At 70.1% G+C, this 11,792-nt stretch carries 10 protein-coding genes; 6 read left to right on the plus strand and 4 right to left on the minus strand.

Annotated features, from left to right (window positions below; translation table 11 throughout):
* Nucleotides 1-36: 36 nt before the first annotated feature.
* The 3 genes from argF to M9980_RS08640 form a co-directional block, all read right to left on the minus strand.
* Nucleotides 37-975, minus strand: coding sequence for an ornithine carbamoyltransferase (argF, locus tag M9980_RS08630; RefSeq protein ID WP_250749314.1), 939 nt, complete (start codon nucleotides 973-975; stop codon nucleotides 37-39).
* Between the two features lie 141 nt (nucleotides 976-1,116).
* Nucleotides 1,117-2,313: an aspartate aminotransferase family protein gene (locus M9980_RS08635; protein ID WP_250749318.1), complete on the minus strand. Its 1,197-nt coding sequence runs from the start codon at nucleotides 2,311-2,313 to the stop codon at nucleotides 1,117-1,119.
* Between the two features lie 81 nt (nucleotides 2,314-2,394).
* The gene (locus tag M9980_RS08640; protein WP_250749321.1) at nucleotides 2,395-3,210 is read right to left on the minus strand and encodes an ABC transporter permease; all 816 of its coding nucleotides are present in this window, start codon (nucleotides 3,208-3,210) and stop codon (nucleotides 2,395-2,397) included.
* 91 nt (nucleotides 3,211-3,301) lie between these two features.
* Between M9980_RS08640 and M9980_RS08645 the strand changes: the two genes are divergently transcribed.
* On the plus strand, nucleotides 3,302-4,033 hold the full coding sequence (locus tag M9980_RS08645; RefSeq protein WP_250749324.1) for a GcrA family cell cycle regulator: 732 nt from the start codon (nucleotides 3,302-3,304) through the stop codon (nucleotides 4,031-4,033).
* Between the two features lie 67 nt (nucleotides 4,034-4,100).
* On the opposite strand, the gene M9980_RS08650 is transcribed toward M9980_RS08645, so the two are convergent.
* A complete protein-coding gene (locus tag M9980_RS08650) occupies nucleotides 4,101-4,538 on the minus strand; it encodes a MarR family transcriptional regulator (RefSeq protein WP_250749327.1) in 438 nt (145 codons plus the stop codon).
* 188 nt (nucleotides 4,539-4,726) lie between these two features.
* Between M9980_RS08650 and M9980_RS08655 the strand changes: the two genes are divergently transcribed.
* The 5 genes from M9980_RS08655 (at nucleotide 4,727) to M9980_RS08675 (ending at nucleotide 11,785) form a co-directional block, all read left to right on the plus strand.
* Nucleotides 4,727-6,613, plus strand: a complete 1,887-nt coding sequence (locus M9980_RS08655; protein WP_250749329.1) for an asparagine synthetase B family protein — start codon at nucleotides 4,727-4,729, stop codon at nucleotides 6,611-6,613.
* Nucleotides 6,610-7,047 (plus strand): lasso peptide biosynthesis B2 protein, encoded by a 438-nt coding sequence (locus M9980_RS08660; protein WP_250749331.1) that lies wholly within the window; start codon nucleotides 6,610-6,612, stop codon nucleotides 7,045-7,047. Before M9980_RS08655 ends, M9980_RS08660 begins: the two co-directional genes overlap by 4 nt.
* Nucleotides 7,048-7,136: 89 nt before the next feature.
* Nucleotides 7,137-10,550, plus strand: a complete 3,414-nt coding sequence (locus M9980_RS08665; RefSeq protein WP_250749335.1) for an amidohydrolase family protein — start codon at nucleotides 7,137-7,139, stop codon at nucleotides 10,548-10,550.
* Nucleotides 10,534-11,085: a sigma-70 family RNA polymerase sigma factor gene (locus tag M9980_RS08670; RefSeq protein ID WP_250749338.1), complete on the plus strand. Its 552-nt coding sequence runs from the start codon at nucleotides 10,534-10,536 to the stop codon at nucleotides 11,083-11,085. Before M9980_RS08665 ends, M9980_RS08670 begins: the two co-directional genes overlap by 17 nt.
* Nucleotides 11,078-11,785: an anti-sigma factor gene (locus M9980_RS08675; RefSeq protein WP_250749340.1), complete on the plus strand. Its 708-nt coding sequence runs from the start codon at nucleotides 11,078-11,080 to the stop codon at nucleotides 11,783-11,785. The genes M9980_RS08670 and M9980_RS08675 overlap by 8 nt, the downstream gene beginning before the upstream one ends.
* Nucleotides 11,786-11,792 lie beyond the last annotated feature (7 nt).

Here is an 11,792-nt window from a genome sequence, read left to right on the forward strand (position 1 = left end):
GCGGCCAGATGGGGTCGCGGTCGCCGCGCGGCAACGTCATCCGATCTGGCCGAAGCACCAGCGCAGGATCGATTTCTGCGCGTGCAGGCGATTCTCCGCCTCGCGCCAGATGCGCGATTGCGGCCCGTCGATGACCGCGCTCACCACTTCCTCCTCGCGGTGCGCGGGCAGGCAGTGGAGGAAGATGGCGTCCGGGTCCGCGCGCGCCATCAGCGGCTCGGTCACCTGATACGGCATCATCGCGGCGAGCTTCGCCTCGGCATGCGCCTGGCCCATCGAGATCCAGGTGTCGGTGACGACCACCTCGGCGCCCGCGACCGCGCGGAGCGGATCGCGCTCGACGGCGACGCGGGCGTTGGTGCCCGCGAGCGCGGCGTTGGCGGTGTCGATCCAGCGTTGCTCGGGGTCGTAGCCTTCAGGGCACCCCGCGCTCACCGAGAATTTGAACAGCCCAGCCGCCTCGACGATCGAATGCAGGACGTTGTTGCCGTCACCCAGCCACGCCCATTTGCTGCCGGGCAGCGATTTCCCTTCCTCGACAACCGCCAGCAGGTCGGCGACGATCTGGCAGGGGTGCGATGCGTCGGTCAGGCCGTTGATGACGGGCACGGTCGCGAACTCGGCCATTTCCTCGAGCTTGGCGTGATCGTCGGTACGCACCATGATCGCGTCGCAGAAGCCCGACAACACGCGCGCGGTGTCCGCGACGCTCTCGCCGCGGCCGAGCTGTGTCGTGCCGCTGTCGAGCACCAGCGCCGACCCGCCGAGCTGGCGCATCGCCATGTCGAACGACACGCGGGTGCGGGTCGAGGATTTTTCGAACACCATCGCCAGCGTGTGCCCGGCGAGCGGCGCGTCGGCGTCGGCCCGGCCCTTCGGCCAGTCGGCGCGCGCGCGCTTGCGGTCGAGCGCGTCGGCGAGGATTGCGGCGATGCCGTCGGCTCCGGCGTCGCTCAGGTTCAGAAAATGGCGCATTCTCACTCCCTCTCCCGCCGGGAGAGGGAAGGGGCCCGCTCGGCGGAGCCGAGTGGGAAGGGTGAGGGCAGTCGATGCCCCTGCCCTCACCCTTCCGCCGCTCCGCGGCTGCCTCCCTCTCCCATCGGGAGAGGGAATCAATCAATCATCGCTGGCCGGCACGAACGTCCGTGCCCCCGCGCTCAGCCGTTCGATACAGTCGGCGACATGCGCGTCCTCGATGATGAGCGGGGGCAGCACGCGGAACACGTTCTCGCCGGCCGCGACCGTCAGCAGCCCGTGGTTGTCGCGCAGATGCGCTACAAACTCGCGCGCGACCGCCGGCTCCTTCATCTTGATGCCGAGCATCAGGCCCTTGCCGCGGATTTCCTCGAACAGATGATCGTGGTTGGGGATCAGCTGCTCGAACGCGGCGCGCAGGCGCTCGCCCATCCGCGTCACGTGATCGAGGAAGCCGTCGGCCAGCATCACGTCGAGGATCGCTTGCCCCGCGGCCATGCCGAGCGGATTGCCGCCGTAGGTCGATCCGTGGGTGCCTACCACCATGCCCTTGGCCGCCTCTTCGGTCGCGAGGCAGGCGCCGAGCGGGAAGCCGCCGCCGATGCCCTTGGCCGAGGTCAGGATGTCGGGGGTGATGCCGTAATGCTCATACGCCCACATCTTGCCGGTGCGTCCGTAGCCGCACTGGATCTCGTCGAGGATCAGCAACAGGCCGTGGTCGTCGCACGCCTTGCGCAGGCCGCGGATGAATTCGGGCGTGCCCGCGGTCATCCCGCCCTCTCCCTGCACCGTTTCGACCAGGAAGCCCGCGGTCTCGTCGTCGATCAGCGCCAGTGCCGCGTCGAGGTCGTTGAACGGCGCGTAGTCGAAGCCCGGCAGCAGCGGTTCGAACCCGTCGCGCATCTTCGCCTGGTCGGTCGCGGAGATCGCGCCGAGCGACCGCCCGTGAAACGCGTTGCGGAAGGTGATGAGCTTGTGCCGCTCAGGGTTGCCGTTGGCGAAATGATAGCGGCGCGCGGTCTTGATCGCGCATTCGATCGCCTCGACGCCCGAATTGGTGAAGAACACTGTATCGGCGAAACTGTTATCGACGATGCGCTGCGCCAGTGCCTCGCCCTGTGGGCTACCGTAGAGGTTGCTGACGTGCATCAGCGTCGCCGCCTGCTCCGCGATCGCCTGCGTCAGGTGCGGATGACCGTGGCCGAGCGCGTTGACCGCGATGCCGGCGGCGAAATCTAGATAGCGTTCGCCCTGCTCGCCGATCAGGTAGCAGCCCTCGCCTCGCACCGGCCGCACCCCGCAGCGGGGATAGACGGGCATGAGGGGAGTGATCGCCACGGGTAAGTCTCCACCGAAACGCAAACGGCGACCCGTCACAGGCCGCCGGAGCGCAGCTTTACGAGGCGGCTTGGCCCTGCGTCAATTCTTGAGCTTCCACCCGCTCCTGAGCAGCGCATACACGCCGATCGCCATCACCAGGTCGATGCCGGCGATGATCGCGCCCGACGCCCAGATCGAGACATAGCCGTCGGTGACGCCCAGGAACCCGTAGCGGAAGCCGGAAATGATGTAGAAGAACGGGTTGGCGTGGCTGATCGCCTGGAACGCCGGGCTCAGCCGGTCGACCGAATAGAAGGTGCCCGACAGCAGCGCGAGCGGGCCGACGACGAAATTGGTCACCGCGGCGGCATGATCGAACTTTTCCGCCCAGATCGAGGTCATCACGCCGAGCAGCGCGAGGAAGGCCGATCCGAACAGCGCGAACCACAGGATGGCGAGCGGCGCGACCGGAGTGACGTGCACGCCCGGCCAGAGCGCCATCGCCAGCCACACCGCCCCGCCGACGCAGAACGCCCGCGTCACCGCCCCGCCGGTCAATGCGGCGAGCAGTTCCGCGGTCGACAGCGGCGGCATCAGGTAATCGACGATCGTGCCCTGGATCTTGCCGACCAGCAGCGAGAAGCTGGCGTTGGCGAAGGCGTTCTGGAGCATTCCCATCACGATCAGCCCCGGCGCGATGAAATCGGCGAAGGCGACGGTCGCGCCGCCGACCTGCACCGCGCTACGGCTGCCCAGCGCGACCGTGAACACCACCAGGAAAAGCAGCGTCTGGATCGCCGGCGCCCAGATCGTCTGGAGCTGGACCTTGAAGAAACGCCGCACCTCCTTCACATAGAGGGTCTTCAATCCGCCCCAGTTGACGTTCCGGATCGTCGGGACACCGGGGGCAGACATCAGGTTTTCCGCTATCGGAGAGGGCTGGTCGAGCATCGCTGCCGCGTAATCGACCCGGCCCCGGCCCGCAAGCGAGCAAGTAGGACGTTGCATGAGCTGGACCGACGAACGCATCGATACGCTGCGCACCCTGTGGGAGGGCGGCCAGACCGCGAGCCAGATCGCAGAGGCGCTGGGCGGGGTCAGCCGCAATGCCGTGATCGGCAAGGCGCACCGCCTGGGGCTGCAGTCGCGCCCGTCGCCGGTGAAGCCCAACGAACCCGAGGCCAAGGCCGCGGCGAAGCCGGCGCCCGCCGCCAAAGCCGCGCCGCCGCCCGCTCCGCCCGCCGAGGAGGTGCCGTTCGACACCGCTCCGCCGGCGCCCCCCGCCCCGCCTGCCGCGCCCAAGCCTGCGACGCCCGTCGCGATGGCCGACGACGACGTGGACGATGCGGACGACGAGGCCCCGGCTGCTTCGCCGGCAGAGGCGCGCCCGGCCGCCGACGTCCCGGTCATGCGATCGGTCGGTCCCGGCGGCTTCCTGCGCCAGAATCCGGGCGAGCAGGCGGCACCGATTACGCCTGCCCCGCCGCGCCGCCTGGTGCCGGCCAAGCCGAGCGAGGCGATCGCGGGCAAGACGAGCCTGCTCGACCTGAACGACCGCATCTGCAAATGGCCGCTGGGGCATCCGGGCGAGCCCGACTTCCACTTCTGCGGCGACAAGGTGAACCCGGGCTTCCCGTACTGCGTCGCGCATTGCGGCCATGCGTATCAGGCACAGCTGCCGCGCCGCGACCGGCGTCCGCCGCCGCCGCTGCCCTACGGCGGCCCGCGCGTCCGCTAATGCCCGCGTAACAATAGATAGAGGCGCGGCAGGCCGATCGGGTTGGCCGCGCGCCGGCCCCGGTCGCCTATTCGAGCGCGAGCCGCGCTTCGCGAATCAGTCGGGTGGCACTCGACAGGCGCCGCGTCTCGAGCCGGTCGAGCTTTTCGGCGCACAGGCCATCGGCGACCGCCTGCAACTGGCCGAGATAGGGCTTGGCCGCATCGGTCAGGCGCAGTCCCTTGGCGCGGCGATCGCCCTCGAACGGCACGCGCTCGACCAGCCCCTGCGCTTCGAGCGCATGGAGCTGGCGCACCAGCGTCGGCCCCTCGATCCCGACCATATCGGCCAGCTCGCGCTGGGTGACCAGCCCCGGCAGAGCATCGATCCAGTAGAGCACGGTGGCGCGCGCGAGCGTCAGCCCGCCGGGCCGCAGCCGTTCGTCCATATGCGACCGCCATTTGCGCCCGAGCAGGACGCATTCGCGGACGAAATCGAGTTGGGGGCGGTCGTCTTCGATCTTCACGTCCTCTCCATTGTCCGCGACCGCGACAAATGCAACGCCGCTCGGACGTTCGATAGTAGGCTAGCCAGTCGGATGCGCAAGCGGACTATTGCGCCGCGAATCGTTCCGCAGCGGATCGATTTCGGCTTGTGCGTCCGGGCCGAACCGGCTTGGCTTCGCGTCCTGTCCCTTTCCGGAACCGTTCCAGCATGAGCTTCTACGGTTGTGTCGCTGACGATCCGCACGCCCCGGTCGCGATCGACCGCGGCCTGCGCGTAGTGACGCTGGGGCATGCGCGCGCGCAGCGGCAGTGGGCGGGGGACGGCGTGCGGATGGCGGCGGCGGACGGCGCCACGCTCGCGACCGCGCCGGGCGGCTGCGCGGCGCTGCTCGACGGGTACATCCACAATCGCGCCGATCTGGAGGCTGCACTTGCGCTCGCCCCCGGCGAAGCGGCGAGCGACGCGGCGCTGCTGCTGGCGGCCTATCGCCGCTGGAGCGACGAGTGCGCCGATCATGTCGTCGGCGATTATGCCTTCGTTTTATGGGACGGCGCGCGGCGACGACTGCTGATGGTGGTGGAGCCGGGCGGCATGCGCCCGCTGTTCTACGCGGTTCGCGCCGATGGCCTCGCCTTCGCGAACGAACCCCGCGCGCTGCTGACCGATCCCGACGTCGACCGCACGATCGACGCGACGCGCGTCGCCCACTGGCTGGCGCTGATCCCGCCGCCGCCCGAGCGCAGCTTCTTCGCCGGGATCCGCCGCGTGCCGCCGGGCGGGCGCGCGACGTGGCAGGCGGGCGGCACGGTGAGGACCGGGATGTGGTGGCACCCCGAACGCCTGCCGATGCTGAACTTGCGCGACCACCGCGATTACGCCGACGCGGTACGCGCTGCGCTGCGCAGCGCGGTTGCCTGCCGCATCGGTACGGGCGACGAGCGGATCGGGTCGCATCTGTCGGGCGGACTCGACAGCGGCGGCGTGACCGCGCTGGCGGCGGCTGTGCTTGGCGAACAGGGCCGGCGGCTGACCGCTTTCACGGCGGTGCCCGCGCGTGCCGTCGCCGACCCCGCCGGGCGCTTCGCCGACGAATGGGCGCACGCCGCCGCGGTCGCCGCGCGCCATCCGGCGATCGACCATGTCGCGGTTTCGAACGACGACCGGCCCGTGATGGAAGTCATCGCCGCGCGCGAACAGGCCCAGGACGTGCCCCTGTTCAACCTGTCGAACATGGTGTGGGCCGACGCGATCGATCGCCGCGCCCGCGACGCCGGGGTCGGCGTGATGCTGACCGGATCGATGGGGAACATGACGTTCAGCTACGACGGCGCGCTGCTGACCGCGCAATTGCTGCGCGCCGGGCGGATCGGCGCGGCGCTCGCTAGCGCATGGGCGATGCGGCGGCACCGCGGCTGGCCGGTGCATGCGGTCGCCGCCCACCTTGCGTCGGCGGCGCTGCCGCCCGCCTGGGAGCGGGTGCTGCGCCGCATCGCGGGCATGAAACCGGCCGAATTCGGCGATTATTCGGCGATGCACCGCGCGCTGCTGGACGACAGTGGCCTCGCGGCGCATCCGCTGACCGATGGCGGTGCGATGCGGCGGCTCCACCCGCACGACAGCCGGGCGCTGCGCCTCGCAGTCATGCGGCGCAACGACGTGCAGGGCGAATTCGCGACCGGCACGCGGCGGCTGTACGGCATCGACACGCGCGACCCGACCCACGACCGCCGCCTGACCGAGCTGTGCTTGTCGATCCCGGAAGAGCAGTTTCGCCACGGCGGCATGCCGCGATCGATTGCGCGGACGGTGCTGGCCGATATCCTGCCGCCGATGGTGGTGCAGGAACAGCGGACCGGGTTGCAGGCGGCGGACTGGGCCTACGGCTTCGACGCGGCGGTGCCGGGGTTGCGGGAGGAAGCGACGCGCCAGCGCGCCAGCCGGTCGCTCGGGCGCTGGATCGACCTCGAGCGTGTGCAGCGGTCGCTCGACGGCTGGCGCGGGCCGGGATCGGCGAGCGTCACCGAAGCGGTCGCGATCACCCGCGCGCTGGCGGCGGGCCGGTTCGTCCGGCGGATCGAGGGGGGCAACGCGTGAGCCTTGCCACGCTCGGGCGATGGCGCGCGCTGGACGGGGAGCGGCGGCGCGCGGTGGCGGAGGCGTTCGCGGCGCTGATCGTGGCATCCGCAATGGTGAAGCTGCTGCCGTTCCGCCATATCGCGCGCACCGCGACCCGGCCCGTGCGGGCGCCCACCGCTGCCGATCCCGCCGCGACGATCGCGCTGGTCGCCTGGGCGGTGCGCACTGCCGCGCGCCGCGCCCGGTTTCGCGCGGTATGCATCGAACAGGGGCTGGCGGCGCAGGCGATGCTGCGGCGGCGCGGGGTGGCGGCGACGCTGCACTACGGCGTCGCGCAGGACGGCGGCGTGCTGACCGCGCACGTCTGGGTCCGCGTCGGCAGCGTCGATGTCGTGGGATGCGAGGAAGCGCCGAAATTCCGCCTGCTCGCGAGCTTCGACCCCGCCGACTGAGCCGGCGGGGCACTTCGCAGCCGCGGGGCGTGACGCGCGCGCCGGGGCTGCTAGGTTGTCGACGACAAATCAGAGGGGCCGTCATTTCCATGAAGCACAGCGTCGCATCCGTCCTCGCCGTCCTGTTCGTCGCCGGTGCCGCCGCCGCACAGGTCGCTCCCCCGCAGGACAAGCCCGTCGAAAAGACCCAGGCGCCCGAGGACAAGGCCGCCAAACCCGAACCCGTGCCGAACCCGCTGCCGATCGCCAGCCCGACGCCGACTGCCGCGCCCGCGCAGCCCGCGGCGGCACCTGCCGCCCCCGCCAAGCCCGCGAAATGGGACGTCAACGCACCCCCCGGCGCGGTCATCCGGCAGGTGCCGATCAACGTCGATGAGGGCAGCTGGATGGACGTCGACGTCAGCCCCGACGGGCGCACCATCGCTTTCACCCTGCTCGGCGACATCTACACCATGCCGATCGCCGGCGGCACGCCGCGCCGCATCGCCGAGGGGCTGGCATGGGAAGTCCACCCGCGCTTCTCGCCCGACGGGCGCCGCATCGCCTTCACTTCCGACCGCGGCGGCGGCGACAATATCTGGGTGATGAACACCGACGGCAGCGACAAGCGCCAGGTCACGAAGGAAAGCTTCCGCCTGACCAACCAGCCGACATGGAGCCCGGACGGCCGCTTCATCGCCGCGAAAAAGCATTTCACGACCGGGCGCTCGCTCGGCACCGGCGAGGTGTGGCTGTACCACGTGTCGGGCGGCGCCGGCATCCAGCTGGTGAAGCGCGCCAGCGAACAGCTGCAGAAGGAACTGGGCGAGCCGATCTACGCGCCGGACGGCAAGGGCATCTATTACACCCGCAACATCACGCCCGGCCCGGTGTTCGAATATGCGCAGAATTCGAACACCGACCTGTTCAACATCGAACGCTACGACATCGCGACAGGCGAGGTTTCGACGATCGTGTCGGGCGCCGGCGGATCGGTGCGCCCCACCCCCTCGCCCGATGGCAAGTCGATCGCCTTCGTCCGGCGCGAGCGCGCGAAATCGAAGCTGTACGTCAAGGATCTGACCTCGGGCATCGAGCGCAAGATTTACGACGCGCTCGACCAGGACGTACAGGAAACCTGGGCGGTGACCGGCGTCTATCCGAACATGGCGTGGACGCCCGACAGCAAGTCGGTGGTGTTCTGGGCCGGCGGCAAGATCCGTCGCATCGGCGCGGACGGTGCGGGCGCCGCCGTGATCCCGTTCCGCGTCGCCGACACCCGCGGCGTCATCGACGCGCCGCATCCGCAGATCCCGGTCGGCGCGGCGAGCTTCGAGACCAAGATGCCGCGCTTCGCCGCGGTGTCGCCGGACGGCGCGCGCGTGGTGTTCGAGACGCTCGGCAAGCTGTGGGTGAAGCCCGCCGCCGGCGGCGCGGCGCGGCGGCTGACGAACGGCAGCGGCGACGATCTGGAGCTGTTCCCGACATGGTCGCGCGACGGGCGGACGATCGCCTTCGTGGGCTGGACCGACGCCGGCCTCGGCCGCATCCGCACGGTCGCGGCAGCAGGTGGGTCCCCGCGCGACGTGACGACGCAGCCCGGCCACTATGCCCGTCCCAAATTCTCGCCCGACGGCAGGACCATCGTGTTCGAAAAGGGCGAGGGCGGCAGCGTCACCGCGCCCGACTGGTCGGAGAACCCCGGCGTGTACCGTGTCGCTACAAGCGGCGGCGCGCCGGTGCGCGTGGCCAAGGGCATGTCCTCCCCCCAGTTCGGCGCCGACAACGACCGCGTTTTCATGATCGCCAGCGGCGGCGGCAAGCGTCAGCTCGTCTCCACCGACCTGTCGGGCGATGCCAAGCGCACGCATGCGAGCGGCGAACTGACCAGCGACTATATCGTCTCGCCCGACGGCGAATATGTCGCCTTCCGCCAGAACTACGCCGCCTATGTCATGCCGCTGATGCCCGGCGTGCAGGACGCGCCCGCCGACATGGATGCGAAGGCTCTGCCGGTGACGCGCGCCAGCGCGGGGGGTGCGGAGTACATCCACTGGTCGAACGGCGGCAAGCGGCTGCACTGGAGCCTGGGGCCGACGCTCTACACCGCCGACAGCGCGGCACTGTTCCGCCCCGCCCCCGCCGATGAGGGCGCGGCGAAGTTCGTTCCGCCGACGACGGGCGTCTCGCTCTCCATGCCGATGACCGCCGCGAAGCACCGCGGCGTGGTCGCGCTGACCGGCGCGCGCGTCGTCACGATGGCCAATGACGCGGGCGGCATCATCGACGATGCGACGATCGTCATCGACGGCGACCGCATCGCGGCGGTCGGGCCGCGCGCGTCTGTGTCGGTGCCCGCCGGTGCGACCGTGATCGACGTCGCCGGCAAGACGATCATTCCGGGCCTGGTCGACGCTCACGCCCACGGGCCGCAGGGCGACGACGAGATCGTGCCGCAGCAGAACTGGTCGGCGATCCAGAACCTCGCGATGGGCACCACCACGATCCACGACCCGTCGAGCCAGGCGAGCGAGATCTTCGTCGCGTCCGAGCGCCAGCAGGCCGGGACGCTGCTCGCCCCGCGCATCTTCTCGACCGGCGAAGTCGTGTACGGCGCGAAGGCCAACGGCATCTACGCGCAGATCGACAGCCTCGACGATGCGCTCGCCCACGTCCGCCGGCTGAAGTCGCAGGGCGGCCATTCGGTCAAGAACTACAACCAGCCGCGCCGCGAACAGCGCCAGCAAGTGGTCGAGGCATCGCGCCGCGAGAACATGCTGGTGGTGGCCGAAGGCGGGTCGCTGTTCGGCATGGACATGACGATCATCGCCGACGGCAATTCGACGCTGGAGCACAATATCCCGCTCGATATCTTCTACGAAGACGTGCTGAGCTTCTTCAGCCAGACGAAGACCAACTACACCCCGACCCTGGTCGTCAGCTATGGCGGCTTGGCCGGCGAACCCTATTGGGACCAGGCGATCGACGTGTGGAAGGAGCCGCTGTTGCGCCACTCGCCGCCCGACCGGCTGACGTCGAAACTGGTCCGCGTGACCAAGGCACCCGAGGAGGATTTCGTCGACGACGACAATGCGCGCGAGGCGAACAAGCTCGCCAAGCGGGGGGTGAAGGTGTCGATCGGCGCGCACGGGCAGCAGGCCGGCATCGGATCGCACTTCGAACTGTGGAGCTTCGTTCGCGGCGGCATGACCCCGATCGAGGCGTTGCGCGCGGGCACGATCGCGCCGGCCCAGTCGCTCGGCATGGCGAAGGACATCGGCAGCCTTGAGGTCGGCAAGCTCGCCGACCTGGTCGTGCTCGACGCCGATCCCACCCAGAACATCCGCAATTCGAACAAGATCAGCCGCGTCATGCTCGGCGGGCATTTGTACGACGCGATGACGATGAACGAAGTCGGGACTGGAACTGCGAAGCGGATGGCCTATTGGTGGGAAACCGGCAATCGCGCCGGATCGACGACCGGAACGGCGGCTGCGGCAAGTGGGGATGGGCACGGACACTGAAGCCAGCGCCGCGCGCGCGCGACTGAATGCCGATGTCGTCCGCGTCGCCGCGGGCGACCGGGCGGCATTGCAGCGCGTGTACGACGCGACGTCGGCCAAGCTGTTCGGCATCTGCCTGCGCATCTCTGGCGACCGCGAGGCGGCGGAGGACGCGCTGCAGGACACCTTCCTAAAGGTGTGGCGCCGCGCGAACCGGTTCGACGCGGCACGGGCGAGCGCGATCACGTGGCTGTGCCTGCTGGCGCGCGGCACCGCGATCGACGCGCGGCGCGTGACGATGCGTACGGCAGCGGGCATGGGCGCGGTCGCCGAACACGCGCTTGTCGAGGGGCAGGCCCCAGAAATCGATGCGCTCGCGCTTGAGAATTGCCTGTCGCTGCTCGACGACGGACAGCAACAATTCATCCGTTCGGCCTATTTCGACGGATATAGCTACGCCGAACTGGCGCAACAGGCAGCGATGCCGCTCGCGACGATGAAGAGCCGGATTCGTCGTGGGCTGCTCGCGCTCAGGAGATGTCTCGACGATGCCTGACGGGCAGGGACAGGACATGGACGACCCGAACATCGCGCGCGACGCGATGGCAGGCGAACTCGCGCTCGGCGTGCTCGAGGGTGAGGAGCGCGCGGTGGCTTTGCGCCGGTTGCTCGCCGAACCCGATTTCGCACGCGATGTGGAAGACTGGCAGACGCGGCTCGCGCCGATGCTCGACGCCATCCCGGCGGTAGAGGCGCCCGCGGGTGCATGGTCGGCGATCGCCGCGCGGATCGACGGCGTGGCGAGCGTCGCGGTCGCGCGCTGGCGTGCGCTGGCGCTCGCGACCAGCGCGGTCGCCGCATGCCTGGCGGTCGCGCTGGTGTGGCGCCCGGCGGCACCGCTGCCACCGCCGCCCGCCCCGCCCGAGATGCTGCTGGCGCAGCTGGGCGCCGATCCCGCCAAGCCGTTGGTGACCGCGCAATATGACGCGACCAGCGGGCGGCTGCGCGTGCGGACCGCCAACATGCCGGCGGGCGAGAAGGCGCCCGAGCTGTGGGTGATCGGCGCCGACGCGACGCCGCGGTCGCTCGGCTTCGTGCCGCTCGAAGGCCCGGCAGACTATGCGATCGACGCGGGCTTGCGCCGGCGGCTGATCGATGGCGTGACGATCGCCGTGACGCTGGAGCCGCGCTCCGCAACGCCCCACGCCGCCCCCAGCAGCGCCCCGCTCGGCACCGCGCGCCTCACTCTGGTCTGACGCACCG

It is taken from the genome of Sphingomonas donggukensis (assembly GCF_023674425.1).
GTDB classification, from domain to species: Bacteria; Pseudomonadota; Alphaproteobacteria; order Sphingomonadales; family Sphingomonadaceae; genus Sphingomonas; species Sphingomonas donggukensis.